The sequence below is a fragment of the Myceligenerans xiligouense genome, assembly GCF_003814695.1.
Classification (GTDB): Bacteria; Actinomycetota; Actinomycetes; order Actinomycetales; family Cellulomonadaceae; genus Myceligenerans; species Myceligenerans xiligouense.
Map to the genome: position 1 here is coordinate 320481 of NZ_RKQZ01000001.1, position 14611 is coordinate 335091.

General features: G+C 73.3%; 12 protein-coding genes and 1 tRNA gene. 1 reads left to right on the plus strand and 12 read right to left on the minus strand.

Going from position 1 to position 14611, the window contains the following annotated elements:
• Nucleotides 1–107: 107 nt before the first annotated feature.
• The 8 genes from EDD34_RS01395 to EDD34_RS01430 are packed head-to-tail and all read right to left on the minus strand — an operon-like array spanning nucleotide 108 to nucleotide 12020.
• Nucleotides 108–641 (minus strand): flavin reductase family protein, encoded by a 534-nt coding sequence (locus tag EDD34_RS01395; protein WP_123812985.1) that lies wholly within the window; start codon nucleotides 639–641, stop codon nucleotides 108–110.
• Complete coding sequence (locus EDD34_RS01400) at nucleotides 641–1090, minus strand: acyl-CoA thioesterase (protein WP_123812986.1); 450 nt, start codon at nucleotides 1088–1090, stop codon at nucleotides 641–643. The genes EDD34_RS01395 and EDD34_RS01400 overlap by 1 nt, the downstream gene beginning before the upstream one ends.
• Nucleotides 1090–6951, minus strand: a complete 5862-nt coding sequence (locus EDD34_RS01405) for a type I polyketide synthase (protein WP_123812987.1) — start codon at nucleotides 6949–6951, stop codon at nucleotides 1090–1092. The genes EDD34_RS01400 and EDD34_RS01405 overlap by 1 nt, the downstream gene beginning before the upstream one ends.
• A complete protein-coding gene (locus EDD34_RS01410) occupies nucleotides 6948–7454 on the minus strand; it encodes a DUF2505 domain-containing protein (RefSeq protein ID WP_123812988.1) in 507 nt (168 codons plus the stop codon). The genes EDD34_RS01405 and EDD34_RS01410 overlap by 4 nt, the downstream gene beginning before the upstream one ends.
• Nucleotides 7455–7477: 23 nt before the next feature.
• On the minus strand, nucleotides 7478–9085 hold the full coding sequence (locus EDD34_RS01415; RefSeq protein WP_123812989.1) for an FAD-dependent oxidoreductase: 1608 nt from the start codon (nucleotides 9083–9085) through the stop codon (nucleotides 7478–7480).
• Nucleotides 9082–9708: a DUF5987 family protein gene (locus tag EDD34_RS01420; protein WP_211341463.1), complete on the minus strand. Its 627-nt coding sequence runs from the start codon at nucleotides 9706–9708 to the stop codon at nucleotides 9082–9084. The genes EDD34_RS01415 and EDD34_RS01420 overlap by 4 nt, the downstream gene beginning before the upstream one ends.
• Nucleotides 9705–11006, minus strand: a complete 1302-nt coding sequence (locus EDD34_RS01425; protein ID WP_123812990.1) for a cytochrome P450 — start codon at nucleotides 11004–11006, stop codon at nucleotides 9705–9707. Before EDD34_RS01425 ends, EDD34_RS01420 begins: the two co-directional genes overlap by 4 nt.
• Before the next feature lie 15 nt (nucleotides 11007–11021).
• The gene (locus EDD34_RS01430; RefSeq protein ID WP_170176928.1) at nucleotides 11022–12020 is read right to left on the minus strand and encodes a DUF1702 family protein; all 999 of its coding nucleotides are present in this window, start codon (nucleotides 12018–12020) and stop codon (nucleotides 11022–11024) included.
• Nucleotides 12021–12259: 239 nt separating this feature from the next.
• Between EDD34_RS01430 and EDD34_RS01435 the strand changes: the two genes are divergently transcribed.
• Entirely contained in the window at nucleotides 12260–12649 is a 390-nt protein-coding gene (locus EDD34_RS01435) for an SgcJ/EcaC family oxidoreductase (protein ID WP_123812992.1), read from the plus strand.
• Between the two features lie 100 nt (nucleotides 12650–12749).
• Here EDD34_RS01435 and EDD34_RS01440 read toward each other — a convergent pair whose 3' ends face one another.
• The 4 genes from EDD34_RS01440 to sp36 all read right to left on the minus strand — a co-directional run bounded on the left by EDD34_RS01440 (nucleotide 12750) and on the right by sp36 (nucleotide 14598).
• The gene (locus tag EDD34_RS01440) at nucleotides 12750–13466 is read right to left on the minus strand and encodes a DUF6008 family protein (protein ID WP_123812993.1); all 717 of its coding nucleotides are present in this window, start codon (nucleotides 13464–13466) and stop codon (nucleotides 12750–12752) included.
• 230 nt (nucleotides 13467–13696) lie between these two features.
• Nucleotides 13697–13770, minus strand: a tRNA-Pro gene (locus EDD34_RS01445).
• A 205-nt stretch (nucleotides 13771–13975) separates the two neighbouring features.
• Nucleotides 13976–14437, minus strand: coding sequence for a RidA family protein (locus tag EDD34_RS01450; RefSeq protein ID WP_123812994.1), 462 nt, complete (start codon nucleotides 14435–14437; stop codon nucleotides 13976–13978).
• Nucleotides 14434–14598: a Sp36 family protein gene (sp36, locus tag EDD34_RS20545; protein ID WP_170176929.1), complete on the minus strand. Its 165-nt coding sequence runs from the start codon at nucleotides 14596–14598 to the stop codon at nucleotides 14434–14436. The genes EDD34_RS01450 and sp36 overlap by 4 nt, the downstream gene beginning before the upstream one ends.
• Nucleotides 14599–14611: the final 13 nt, after the last annotated feature.

Below are 14611 nucleotides of genomic sequence, written 5' to 3' on the forward strand. Positions count from 1 at the left end.
GGGGACTTGCTCGATCCAGACATCGAAGAACGCTTGCACAATCGGGTAAAATCTAGCAAAGATCCGGCAATGTGTACAGGACTAGTTGAAGAGAGAAGTTCACCCGATCAGCCCGATCGCGGCGGGCCCGCCGTACCCACCGCCACCGGTTCGTGCGGCATGAGGACCCCGTTGCAGAAGAGCAACGGCGTCACGCCGCGACCGAAGCCGCAGTCGATCACCCGAGCGGTGAACAGCGTGTGATCCCCCGATTCCCACGCCTGCTCGGTTCGACACTCCAGCCATGTCATGCATTCGGTAAAGATCGGGTGTCCCAGATGGGGTCCAGGTGCCACCGAGAAGCCGTCGAAGGCCTCCTTCCCCCGAGGGCGGACCGGCGAGGCGAAGCGTGTCGCGGCGTCGATCAGCGATGCGCTGAGGACGGACACCGTGAAGCTCTGCGCCTCCAGGAGGGTCGCGCGCATCCTGCTCTTCGTGCCGATCGAGATGAGGACCTGCGGCGGGTCGAGCGATACGGAGGTGAGCGAGTTGACAGTGATCCCGCGTGGTTCGCCGTCGTCCGAGGTCACCACCGTGACACCGGTGACGAAGCACGCCATCGTCTTGCGCAGCGCCTGGCCGGTCGTCCACCCGGTGTCCATCACATCACCGCGTGCCGGGTCAGCGCACCGGAGTACGGCCGGAGCGCGGTGACGAGTTCCGCCGGGACGCGAGTCGGCGCCGTGTCCCGGTTGTCCCCGCGCATGCAGGCGATCCGCTGGCGTCCCCGCGCCACCGTCTCGTCGGCGCCGTCCGTCGTGCGGACGTACTCGAAGCTGAACTCCACCTGCGTCTGGGTGAGGTCTTCCAGGCGCATCCGGATGCTCAGCTCGTCGAACGCCGTGATCTCGGAGTAGAACTCGCAGTCGACCTTGAGCGTGAAGAGCTTCAGGTCGTCCCGGACCTCGGCCAGCACCGACGGCGCCTTCTCCTTCAGGAACATCTCGCGGCATCGCCCTTGCCAGCGCAGGTAGTTCACGTAGTAGACGTTGCCGACGAGGTTGGTCTCCTCGAAACCGACGGTGTGACGGTGCTCGTAGTAGTTGGGCATCACTCATCTCCTCTCAGAACGGCTGCGGTGATCCGGCGGCCCGCGAGGTCGCGGCCCGCCCAGCTCGCCACCCGGTCGCGCCCGACGGTGAACTCCGTCCACGAGTCACCGAGCGGCGCCCCCGCGTGGACCGACGAGGTCACCTGCCCCGTCTTGCGCAGGCACTCGAGAACCGACCAGATCCGGGTGGCCGCGGTGTCCAGGTCCTCGCCGAGATCGGCGGCGACCCGCGCGGCGGTCGCGAGGTTCACGGAGTCCAGGAGCCCGAGCCACGTCTCCTCCGGCCGCGGCTCGACGAGCTCGACGTCCACGGCGAGACGGGCGAGCCCTTCGTCGCCGACGACGACGGTGGTGCAGTCCGCGCCGTGCGAGGCCGAGAGCAGGTGGTCCGGCCCGCACTCCGGCCGGCCGTCCGGGCGGTAGCTGATCGTGAGCGGCTCGCCCAGAGCCCGGCGGACCGCGAGCGCGGTGCCGGCCTGTCGCGCGGCCACCGATGCGGGCGGCCGGTCTCCGTGCGGTTCGACCGCGACCGCCCAACTCCCGCCCAGGTGCTCCTCCGCGCGGCGCTGGAGATAGGGGCCGAGGAACGCGTGCGGCCAGGCGATCTGCGCGGACGGGACCGCACGGACGGACCGCAGGCGCAGGCGGGACCAGTGCTCGACGAGCAGTCCTGCGGTGTCGCGGACCGTCACGTCGTACGTGTAGGTGCCGTCCTCGGCGTCGATCTCCCGGGCATCCATCCGCAGCGTCCCCTCGCGCCTGCCGGGTCCGAGGACGATCTCGTCGACGCCCTGGGGCAGCAGCACACCGTGCGGGACGCAGCACTGCAGGGCGTGCATCAGGGCGTCCCGGGAGCCCGGATCGCCCAGCAGCAGTGCCTGCGGGAGATGCCCCTCGAACCACGGCCGGTCCGACTCCGCGGACAGATCCGCGGAGGCGTGCCGTGCGGTGACCCGGTGGTAGGCGGTGATCCGGCGGAACCGGCCGTCCTGGAACAGCACGCCGCCGTAGAGGTCGGCGATCGGGTCGAGCTCGATCGGTGACGTCCGGTCCCCGGACGCGACGAGGTCGGGAGCCGGCGCGTCCCCGAAGTGGAAGACCGCCCGGAAGTGGTCCGCGGCGAAGCCGGTCGCGGCAGTCCGCAGGGTCACCGCCACCGAGCCGTCGAGGCGGGTCACGGCACACACCCGCACCTTCTCGGGGGCTTCCGGCGGGACGACGACGGGGCGTTCCAGCGCGACCCCGGAGACGCGCGACGGCGAGACGCCGGAGAGCGCGGTCGCGGCCTGGGCCATCGCCTCCAGCCCGATCACCCCGGGCAGGAGCAGTTCGCCCTCGAACCGGTGGTCGAGCAGGTACGGGTCGGTGCGGGCGGTCAGTTCCGCCTCGGTGACGAGTTCGACGCCGGGGTAGTCGACCACGACGCGCTCGGTGAACCGGCGCAGCGGGAGTTCCCGCCGCAGGAATCCGAGCGTGGGCAGGCTGCCGACGCGCGAGCACACGAGGGCCGTGACGGGGAAGTCCGGCGTGGAGACGGCCCGGCGCAGCTGGGCGAGTCCCCGGTCCGTGTCCACCGGCTCGATACCCTGCTGCTTGAGCAGTTCGACGACGCCGAGGTTCTCCCCCATCCCGGTGCCGGACCATACGGACCACTCCAGGGAGCGGACACGGATCCCGGGCCGTTCCGCGGCGAGGGCCGTCAGCTCCGCGGTCATCCAGTCGTTGGCCAGGGCGTAGTGGCCCTCGCCGGGGAGCCCGGCGCGGCCGATGATGCTGCCGAAGCCGACGACGTGCCGTACCCGGTCGAGGTCGACGGCGGCGAGCACGTGGCGCAGCCCGTCGACCTTCGGCGCGACGGCGGCCCGGAGCCGGTCCGGCGTGAGATCGAGGGTGGGCTCCGGCCGGTTGACGCCGGCGCCGTGCAGCACCGCGGTGACGGTGCCGAGCGCGGACTCGATCTCCGTGACCGCGGCCGCGACGGCGTCAGGGTCGGTCACGTCCGCGGCGACGTAGTGGTGTCGAACCCCCGCGGACGTCATCCGGTCCAGGGTGGTGCGGACCGCGTCGTCGTCGGCTGTCGCACGGCCGAGCATCGCGACGGCGATGCCGTACCGCCGTGCGAGGTCGAGGCACGCCTCCGCCGTGATGCCCTTGGCGCCGCCGGTGGCCAGGAGGACGTCGGTGTCACCGAGCGGTGCGTCGTCGGCCGCGGCGGGCGGGACCATGTCGAGCCGGGGTACGTGCCGCCGCCCCGCGGCGTCGTAGCCGACCTCGAGGAACCCGGACGCGGTCGTGTCCGCGGCGACGGAGTCGATCACCGAGGCCGTGAGGTCCGCGTCCGGGGCGACGGTGACGACCGTGACGGAGATGTCCGGGTGTTCGAGGCGGACCGACTTGAGCAGGCCGGCCAGCCCGCCGGGGCCGTGGTGCAGCGCGACGACGCGCACGGGTTCTCGCGCGGTGCGGGTCTCGCGCAGCCGGCTGATCAGCTCGTCGGCTCGGGCGGCGGAGTCCGTGAGCGGGAGGCCGCGGGTGTCCACGAGGACGCCGGGCGCGCCGTCGGTCGCCGAGAGACGCGCGAGCAGGCGGTCCGTGTCCTCGCGTGCGGCGCCGAGCCGTGTCCAGCGCGACTGTCCGGGCGGGGGTGCGGGCAGCGGGTCGGCGGGCAGGTGCCGGATGGCGAAGGCGTGGACCCACGGCTCGGCGCCCGGCGCCTCCGCCGCGTCGTCCGGACCGCCGGACGGCTCCGTGTCCGCGGCGGCGTCGAGCATCTCGGCGATCTCGCCGACGGTCGCGGTGGCGAACGCGGGTACACCGGACAGCGGCGGGCGCCCCTGTGACCGGATGACGTCGTTGGTGATCTGGGCGATGGTGATCGAGCTGAGATGCAGTTCGTCGAGCGGCCGGGTCCCGGCCTCGATCATCTCCAGCGGCAGCTCGACCTTGGCGGCGATGCTCCGGCGCACGAGCTCGAGCGTCGAGACCGACGCGGGGTCGGTGCCCCCTGCATCAGGGGAGGCCGCCGCGCCGGTGCCGTCGTCCGGGCCGGGACCCGTGCCGGGCCGGGAGGACGTTCCCGCGGGTTCCGAGGCCGGGACGCCCGGGGCGGGAACCGCCGTGACGCTCGGCTCGAAGCCCAGCTCGGGGGCGGCCTCGCACGGGTTGGCGAGGAAGACGGGCCGGGTGTCGAGGTCGAAGGGCTTGACCGCGCGCCCGTCCACGAGCGCCCCGGTCTTGATGTCGCGGCCCAGGGCGTGCGCCGCGGCGACGCATTCGAGGAAGGGCTCGAGCGAAGGGCTGTCCGAGTCGGTCCGCGTCACGACGGTGCCCGGTAGCGTCGCGGCGACGAGACCGCCCAGCGCGTGCCCGGGCCCGACCTCGACGACGAGCTCCGCGCCGTCGAGCTCCTGGACCGCGTCGGAGAACCGCACGGGCCGTACGATCTGGGCCGACAGGTAGGCGGCGAGGTCGGTGCGCGCGTCGATGGTGCTCCCGTCGACGGTGGACCGCACGGGGCGCTGCGGCGCCTGCACCTGTTCGCCGGCGAGGTACTCGCCGAGCGCCTCGGCGGCCCGTGCGAAGTCCTCCGTGTGGAACGCGTGACGCACGGCCAGGGGTGCCGTCGCCACGTCGGCGCGCGCGGCGGCCTCGACCACCCGGTCGACGTCGTCCTGCCGGCCCGCGACGGTGACCACCGCGGGGGCGTTGTATCCCGAGATCCTGGCGGACGTCCCGGCGAGGAGCCGCTCAGCGGTCTCCGCGTCCGCGTACAGGACCGCCATCGCGCCGTCGCGCGGCGCGAGCTCATCCATCAGCGCACCCCGGCGGGTGGCGACCCGTAGCGCCTGGTCGGCGGTGAAGACACCGGCCCAGGCGAGCGCCGTGATCTCGCCGAGGCTGTGCCCGACGGCGATGTCACCCGCGATCCCGCACCGCTCGAGCGCGTCGAGGCTGTCGAGCGAGCGCGCCACCACACGGGGCTGCACGGTCGCGGTCCCGTCGTCGTGCCCGTCGCCGGCCGGGGCCGGCAGCGCACGATGTCCGAAGCGCCGCAGGCCGGCGCCGACGTGCCCGTGCCCGGTGCCCTGCCCGGGGAAGACGAAGGCGACCCGTGCGTCGTCGCGCCGTCGGCCGACGAACGCGCCGGGGGCGACGCGTTCGAGCGTCGTGGGTGACGGACCGGCCGTGAGACGGTCGACCACGGCGTCCAGTCGCGTGACGGCCTCCTCCGGTGTCCGGGCCACCACGGCGGCGCGGAACTCGGCGCCGCCGTGGTGGCGGGCGCTCGTGGCGGCGACGTCGGCCAGCTCGCACAGGGCGGCACCCGCCAGCGCGGTGAGCAGGCGGCGCGCGTCGGCGGCGAGCTCGTCGGCGTCCGTGCCGCCGAGCAGGAGGACCTCGGCGTCCTGGCGACCGCGCACCAGGTCACGGACGCGCGCGGTCGGAGACGGCCGGGCGGTGTCCGCGGGGTCGGCCTGCTCGAGGGCGATATGGGTGTTGATGCCGCCGAACCCCATCGCGGAGACGCCGGCGCGGATCGCGGTGCCCTCGGCCCACGGCGCCGCCTCGTGCGGCGTGTGGAGGCGGTCCGCGACGTCGGCGAGGACCGGATGCGGTTCGGTCTGGCCGGTGACGGGAGGAATGGTCCGGTGGTGGACCGCGAGCGTGGCCTTGATGAGACCGGCGATCCCGGCGGCCGCCTTGGTGTGGCCGATGTTGGCCTTGACGGAGCCGAGCGCGGCGCGTGTGCCGTCGGATCGCGGACGGAGGCTGCCGGCGATGGCGGCGATCTCCGTGGCGTCGCCGACCGCCGTCCCGGTCCCGTGCCCCTCGAAGTAGCCGACCGAGTCGACCGGGTACCCGGCGCGGGCGTAGGCGCGGGCGATGGCGTCCCGGTGGCCCTCGACCTCGGGCCGGGTGATGCCGCCGTGCCCGTCGGAGGAGACGCCGTAGCCGGTGATGCACGCGTAGATGCGGCGTCCCTGGGCGCGGGCGTCGCTCTCGCGCATCAGGACGACCATCCCGCTGCCCTCGCCGGGCCAGAAGCCGTTGGAGTCGGCGTCGTAGACGCGCATCTCCCGTGTGGCCAGGGCGCCGGTCCGGGCGAATCCGATCAGCTCGAACGGGTCGATCGACAGATCGACACCGCCGGCGAGGGCGACGTCGAGGTCGCCCGTCGTGAGCGCGTTCGCGGCGTTGACGACGGACAGCAGCGACGACGAGCACGCGCCGTCCACCGTGTACCCGCCGCCGCCCAGGTTGAAGTAGTTGCAGATGCGCCCGGCGATCGTGTTGGCGAGGCCACCCGCGAGCGAGTCCTCGTCGGGCACGGGGAACGGCGCCTTGTACCGCGGCTCGAGGTCGGCGAGGAACCCGTCGATGGCGGGCGGGTCCCAGCCGCTGGCGCGGAGCTGGTCGGCCACGGTGCGGCGCACATAGGGCCAGCGCAGCCGCATGAGGCCGGCGCGGGTGAACTCGCCGGTGAGAGTGTTGCCGACGACCGCTCCGGTGGTGCGCGCGGGCAGTCCCTCGCCGCCGGGGAAGCCGGCGTCGGCCAGCGCCCGGTCGGCGACGTCGAGGGCGAGCCAATGGGTCATGTCCGTGGCGCGGAACGTGGCCGCCGAGATCCGGTGCCGGACCCGGTCGAACTCGTAGCCGCGCAGCACGGCGGCCTTCCGCGAGTAGAAGGCGTCGGGGGCCTGCGGATCCGCGGACCAGTAGTCGGACAGACGGGTGCGCTCGTCCGGGATGTCGCGGAACGCGCGCCGTCCGGCGAGAACGTTGGTCCACAGCTCATCGGGGGAGTCGGCATCGGGGTACACGAGCCCGATGCCGACGACAGCGATCCGTTCCCTGTTCACCGGTTCCTCCTCGACGTGGTCTCGTGTTCCTCCAGCAGGGCGAATTCCGTGCGGATGGTGTCCAGTACCGAGCTGGCGGCGGACTGCTCGACCTTGGCGCGGAACAGCGGGACACCGGCACGCAGGTCTCCGGTGAAGGTGAGCCGGGCGCCGCCGTCGTGCGGTTCGATGCGCACCTGGCCGCGGAGGCTGACGGGCGCGCCTTCGACGTCGACCTCGAAGTCACCCGTCAGGACGCCGGTGGCGGCGTCGTCCGGGGCCCACCGTTCGGTCTCGACGGCGACGATCGTCGGCCGCATCATCGGCTTGAGGAACTCCGGGAACCCGGCGGTCTCGAAGCGCCTCCGGGTGACGACGGTCCGCGTGGGCCCGTCGGTCACCCGCATGCCGAACTCGATCGCGCCGAGCCGGTCCGCCTTGGCGTGCTGGAACGCCTCGGTGGACATCAGGTCGCGGACATGCTCTGGGGAGAGGGTGGTCGTCGTGGTCTCGTCGATCAGCACGGGGGTGCCTCCTCGGGGTCTTGTCAGACGGGTAGTAGTCCGCCGTAGCGGACGGAGATCCCACGCTCGGCGAGCCGGTCGCAGATGTGCTGGACCGATCGTTCGGCGAGGGCGGCGACGGTGTTGGACGGGTTGACCGTCAGCGCCGCCGGCACGGCAGAGGCGTCCGTGACGAAGATCCCGGGGTGTCCCCGGAGCTCATGGGTGTCGTCCAGGGCGCTCGTGGCCGGGTCGTCGCCCAGGCGGCACGACGCGAGCGGATGGACCGTGTAGGCGCCCACCAGGTCGTTCGTCCAGGGCTCGACCTGCCCGAAGCCGGCGTCCTCGATGAGCTCCCGGACGTCGGCGTCGGCCCGCGCCCAGGCGGCACGGGTGGTGGCCCGCGGCCGGTAGCGCAGCGTGCCGCGGCCCAGGAGCTGCTGGGAGAGGCGGACGGCGTTGCCCGACGGCGGGGGCGCGCCGAACACCCCCTCGTTGTCGTCCTCGATGAGCTCGAACAGCATCAGCCACGACTGCCAGCGGCTCAGCAGTTCCTTCTTCTCCAGACCGAACCAGCCGGGGCCGCCGTCGGACGTCCGGGCCTGCGCCAGGATGGTGCCGAGCCCGGGCGGGAAGTAGAGCTGTTCGATCGCGTACCGCTCGAACTCCGGCAGATTCTCGTCCTGGCGGTCCCAGGTGGCGACGACCGGGCCGCGGCCGATCTGGAACGCCTCGTAGGCCCGGCCGTCGCCCCGGTCGAGGCCCAGCGTGTCCCGCAGCGCGGACTCGTCGAGGGAGGCGACGTTGATGCGCTCGCCGTTCCCGGAGAAGTAGCGTCCGACGGCGTCCGGCATGGCACCGAGGTGCGGCTCGGAGCGCTGCAGGATCACCGGCGTGGCCGCCGCGCCGGCCGCGAGCACGACGACGCGGGCGCGGACACTGCCCGTGCCGACCGTCTCCCGGTAGTCGACGGGGTGGACGTGGGAGTAGTGGACCGTGTACGAGCCGTCCGCGTCCCGGGTGAGGTGCTGGACCTCGTGCAGCTCGCGGACCTCGCAGCCGTTCGCCTCGGCGGCCGGGATGTAGTTGAGCAGCAGCGACTGCTTCGCGTCCTCGGCGCAGCCCGACATCATCCAGTTGCAGTTCACGCACTTGGCGGTGTCGACGGCAGAAGGCAGCGGGTTGGCGGTGCGCCCGCCGTGGTCGCAGATCGCGGCCCAGGCCCCGCCCGCGTAGGAGACCTCGTCCCACGAGTGCCGCTTGATCGGCAGGGCCTCGGCGACCCGGTCGTACCAGGGGTCGAGCGACTCCCGGTCGATCGCCGACGGCCAGAGCCGGTGACCCAGCGAGCCGCGGCGCTCGAACGCGAACCGCGGCGCGCGGGGCATCGCCGCGAAATACACGACACTGCCGCCGCCCACGCAGTTGCCGCCCAGCACGCTCATGCCGTCGCCGGCCGTGAAGTCGAAGATCCGCGTCGCGGAGCTGCCGAACCGCAGCGACTGGTCGTACTCGCGGCTCGTCAGCCGGGGCCCACGCTCCAGGACCAGCACGCGAGCCCCGCCGGCCGCCAGGTGGAACGCCGGGATCGAGCCGCCGAAGCCGCTGCCGATCACGACGACGTCGAACTCCTCCACGCTCGCGCCGGTCATCGCGGGTCCCCGTGGTCGTCGGTGCCGGCCCGGAGCCGGGCGAGCGGGCGGCCGTAGCCGCCACGGTCGAACGCCCACCTCCCGTCGACCGGCGGGAAGAACCCCATCGCGCGCAGCCCGGAGGCCGGCGTGACCGCCGGGTCCAGGGCGTCGGCGGTCTCCAGGTGCGGCGCGCTGTCGTAGGCCATCGTGGCGAACAGCGCCACGAGGAACCAGAGGTCCTTCTCGGGCTCCTCCGGGTCGGTGAGCTCGGCCACGAGCCGGCGCCGGTCGGTGTACCCGAGGTCGGCGAAGCGGCCCACCGGGTCCGGGAGCTCCCGGGCGGTGGCCCACGTCACGGCGCGCTGGTCGAGCAGGTCGGCCATGCCGCCGACACCGTCCTCGATCCCGGTGGCCGGGTCGGTGAGGACGTCGAGGGCACCGCACTCGACCGCACCCGGCGTGTCGTCCACGCCCGCGATCGCGACGTCGTCCGGGTGGCGCTTGCGGCCGGGGACCACCGTGTCGGCATACGCCTCCAGGGCGACCCGCTGCGCGTCGGTGAGCGTGGGACGCTCCCCGAGGGGGGCCGTTCGTGGGCGGCGGGTCGGCGGGAGGGGCGGTGAGTCGGCGTTCTGGGTCACAGGGGATTCCTTTCCGGGACGGTGGGGAGTGCCGCGGGGCGGGACGGGGAGGTCCCGGAACGTGGGACGACGTCGACGACGTCGCGCAGGTCGGGTGCGGGCGCCTGCGACATGCGGGCGAGCGCCGTCACGGTGCGGCGGCCGCGTGGGCGCAGGGCGAGCCGGCCGCAGGCGGTGGACAGCCACAGGACCGCCTCGGCCTGGGCCAGCGCGCCGCCCGGGCACGCGCGCGGCCCGGCACCGAAGTCGAGCGACGACTCGCGGGCGCCGGAGAGGAACCGCTCGGGGCGGAAGTCCGGGTCCGCGGACTGGGCGGCGGCCGGGAGGATCAGCACCTCGTCGCCGGGGGAGAGGGCGACCCCGTCCACGGTGTCCGCCACGGTCGCCCGCCGGCTGACCAGCCACACCGGTGGCCGGAGCCGGAGCGTCTCGTCCAGCGTCGCGCTGCTCCAGCGCAACGCGGCCAGGTGCCGGGGCGTCACGTCGTCGGGCCCGAGGGCATCGAGCACGGAGGCCTCCGCGGCGATCTGCTCCTGGACCGCCGGATGCTGCGCCAGGTAGGTGATCGCCCAGGCGAGCGTGCTGGCCGTGGTCTCGTACCCGGCGAGGAACAGGCTGGTCATCCCCTCGGGAGTGGCCCACGCGTCGTCGCGGTGGCCCGGCAGGGAGCCGGAGGTCTCGCGGGCGAGCAGGCGCAGCGCCGCGTGCACCCGAGCGCGGGCGCGCGGACGAGCACGGAGCGGGACGAGGCCCTGGGAGACGCTGCGGAACAGCGCCTCGTCCTGGATCGTGTCGAACGCCTCGTGGATGTGCTCCGCCGCGGGCGCCGGGAAGCCGAACGTGACGCCGAGGCAGCCCAGTGTGTACTCGGCGAGCAGCACGGCCGGATCGACGGCGTCCCAGCCGCGCTCCTCGACCGTCGCGGCGCCGGCCCGCGCGAGCGCGAGGAACCTGCCCTGGTGCGCGTGCACGGCACGGGCGGCCAGGTAGGGCGTCACGTCCCGGCGCTGCCGGCGCCAGTGCTCGCCCTCCGCGGTGAGGAGTCCCTCACCGATGATCTCCCGGGCCTGCGCCTGCCCCAGGCCCTTGACGTACCGGTCCGCGTGCCGGACCAGCACGTGCTTGACGGCGCTCGGCGTCGCGGTGATGAGCATCCGGCCGAAGGGGGTGCGCAGCAGCGCGCCGCCCGGCCGGTCACGGGCGAGAGCGACGAGATGATCGACCCGGTCGGCGCGGGTGAGCCCCCGCAGGACGCGGACGGACTCCAGGAGGCCGAGACGGTGGACCGCTGCTGGCATCGGGCCCGCCCTCCCTCACGCGCCGACGACGTCGTCGGCCGCCTCGAGCGCGGTCGCGACCGCTCGACGCCACGACTCGTACGCCGTCCGGTCCGGGGCGCCGTCGGCCGGCCGCGGCCGGCAGGACCCGACCAGCTCGACGACGTCGGCGACCGGGCCCCCGCACAGGGCCGCGGACGCCACCGGCGTGTGCTCGTTCACCGTGCCCGCGCGGTGCCGGGCCTCGACGGCGAACGCCGCACCCTGCCGAACCCAGCGGCGGTCGTCCCCGGCGACCGTGAGGAGTTCCGCCAGCGCCGTCCGGTCGCGGCCGCCCGCGTAGGCCGCCGCGAGTCCGGTCCCCGCCCACAGCGAGCCGGAGAACCGCCGGTCGAACCGGGCGACCACGTCGGCGATGCCGGTGGGTGAGCCTCCCGCCCAGAACCACAGGCCGCGGCCGATGCCCTGCATCAGGGACTGCCGCGCGGCCCCGGCGCCCCCCGGCCAGCGGTGCTCCGGGAACCCCGTGCCACGGCGCTCCAGCGTCCGTGTGCTGTGGAAGAAGACCTCGTGGAACCCGTATCCGTCGAGGACGAGCGGGGCGACGGCGGGGTCGAGCGTGGTGAGGTCGGGCCAGAACGGTCGCGGCAGCCGGGCGAGGGCCCAGCCGAGTCCGACGTGGGCCATGTAGCTGTGACGTCCCTCCGTCACCGCCTCGAACGTGGCGAATCCGTGGCGGCTCCAGGGTTCCAGGGCGGCCCGGATCGTGATCGCCATCGCGGCCCCCTCGGCGGCGAATCCCTGCCACTGCCGCGGCAGGTCGTCCAGCCGCCGTGCCGCCTGCGCGGGGCCCCGCTCGGTCATCGCGATGCGGTAGCCGTCCAGGAAGGCGTGGCCGACGGGCGCGACGATCGACGGACCGGCTTCCCAAGGGCGGAAGCCGCGGCGCTCCGGGTCGACCTCGCGGACACCAGGCGTTGTCAGCGTCGCCCGCAGGCGGCGGAGCGGGATAGGAAGGTCGGCTGGCGTCTCCATGTCGGGTCTCCTCATGGTCGGTGCTGCGCCGACCATGGTTCCCGCACGACTGTCGCGGGCGCGCCTTCTCTGTTGCGGCCCGCCGCGACGTCGCGCGATGCCGGTGGCGGTCGGGGCCGTGGTGCCGGGGCGGCGCGGTTCCGGCGCACGTCTCGTCGAGGCAACGCACAAGAAGTTCCGCGCGGGCAGCGCTCCTAGCCTTGCCGTTGTCCGTACCGGCTCGCTCATTCGGAGGACCGATGGCCACGACGACCGACGACCCCGCAGCGGTTCCCCAGCGCATCATCGAGGCGTGGCGCGACCACGACGCCGAGGCGTTCGCCGAGGTGTTCACCAAGGACGGGACGATGATCCTGCCCGGCGTCCACCAGAAGGGCCAGGACGCCATCGCGGCGTTCATGCGCCAGGCGTTCCAGGGCCCCTACCGCGGCACCCAGGTGCTCGGCACCCCGTTCGACGTCAAGGTGCTCGGCCCCGACGCGGTGATCCTGTTCACCGAGGGCGGCGTCCGCCCGGCCGGCGCCGACGAGCTGCCCGACGACGCCCTGGTGCGCGCCACCTGGGTGGTGGTCCGCGAGGACGGCGTCTGGCAGCTGGCCTCGTACAGCAACGCGCCGAAGCAGGCCTGAACGCCGGCGACGTGGACGGTGTCGCGGCCGCCTCGCCCAGGGACGTGCGATGGGCGAGGCGGCCGCGCGGGTGGGCGGTGTGCGGTACCCGAAGCCGTGATCAGGTGGCCGGCGCGAGGGAGCGGGCCGGCGCGGGCGTCGGTGTGTCGAAGGACGCGGCGATCCGCGGGTGCTCACGCCACAGGTGGTAGAGGGCCAGGCCGAAGATCGCGCTCCCCAGGACGTTCGCCAGGAAGTGCCACCAGATCCGGTGCGTGGAGAGGGCCACCCCCGGATCGATCAGGCCGAACCAGGTGGACAGGCCGATGGCGGTCGGGGCGCCGAGCCACACCGACAGCATGAGGACGAGGTGCTCGACGCCGTGGATCCCCTGCATCCACACGCCCATCGTGGCGCACTTGCGGGCGGTCGAACGGTAGGTCACCCGCCGGGTGAGCTGCATCACGCCCACGATGCCGGCGAGGAAGAGCATGTTGCCGACGAAGTGCAAGATCTCCATGCCCAGCGACGGCTTGGTCGGGTCGACCACGCCGAACCCGTTGGCGAGACCGGTGCCCCAGGGCGTCATCCAGGCCGGCGCGTAGGGGTTCATGATCCAGTAGCCCGCCTGGGCGACGTGCTCGAGCATGTGGCCGATCTGGCCGATCACGCCGAGCAGGACGATTCCTGTCGCCGTGCGGAGCATCCAGGTCTCGACCCGCCGGCGGTGCGAGACGGCGAGGACGACGATGGCCGCCCACATGACGAGAGTCCAGCCGAGCATGCCGACCGCCCCAAGGACTTCTAGCGCTGACGCTGAGTCGTGTTCGTGTGCCATTCGAGTGTTCCCCTCCGGACCGGTATCAGGGTGCGTCTGTCACCGTAGGCCGCTGGTCAGCGGTGGGGTTCCGGCAGGTTGCTGACGTGTGACCGCCGTCGTGCCCGAAAACCGCCGGGGGCCACGGCCGTGGCCGCGCCCGGGTGACGGCCACGAGCGAAGGCGTGCCCGGGTAACGCGAAAGGCTCCCTGACTCAGCGTTTCCGCTGGTCAGAGAGCCTTTCGGTGGGTCGGGGTGACAGGATTTGAACCTGCGACCTCCTCGTCCCGAACGAGGCGCGCTACCAAGCTGCGCCACACCCCGGATTGCCTACCGCAGACCCTCGGGCCGCGGAAGCCTGCTCAGCATAGCCGACACGAGGGCCAGGCACGAAACCGAAATAGCGGTGAGCAGAGTCACGTGCTCCGCGTGCCCACGAGAACGTCCCACGGGGCGCTCCGCCAGGTCGGCGTGAGCGCTCTGTCAGGAACTCGTGAGCGCTCCGTCGGTCCGGCCGCGGGCCGCTTCGTCAGGCGAGTTCGACGACGATCTCGACCTCGACCGGCGCGTCCAGGGGGAGAACGGCGACGCCGACCGCGGAGCGGGCGTGGGGCTCGCCGAAGATCTCGCCCAGGACGTCGCTGGCGCCGTTGATCACGGCCGGCTGGGCGGTGAACGACGGGTCGCTCGCGACGAACCCGACCACCTTCACGACGCGCGCGACGTCGTCGAGGCTGCCCGTGAGCGATCGGACTGCGGCCAGGGCGTTCAGCGCGCAGGTGCGGGCCAGGTCCTTGGCCAGCGCCGGGTCGACGAGTCCGTCCCCGATCCCGACCTTGCCGGTCGCGAGGAGCGCGCCGTCGGCCATGGGGAGCTGTCCCGACGTGTGCACGTACTGCCCCGTGCGAACGGCCGGGACGTAGGAGGCGACGGGCGGGACGACGTCGGGCAGGCTGATGCCGAGGTCGGCGAGCCGCTGCTCCGCGCTCACTGCTCGCCCGTCGGGCGCTTGAGGTAGGCGACGAGCCCGGTGCCGTCGGGGCCGGGAACGACCTGGACGAGCTCCCAGCCGTCGGAGCCCCACTGGTCGAGAACGGCCTTGGTGTTGTGGATCAGGAGGGGGATCGTCGAGTACTCCCACGTGGTTGCCATGTGGCCGATCGTA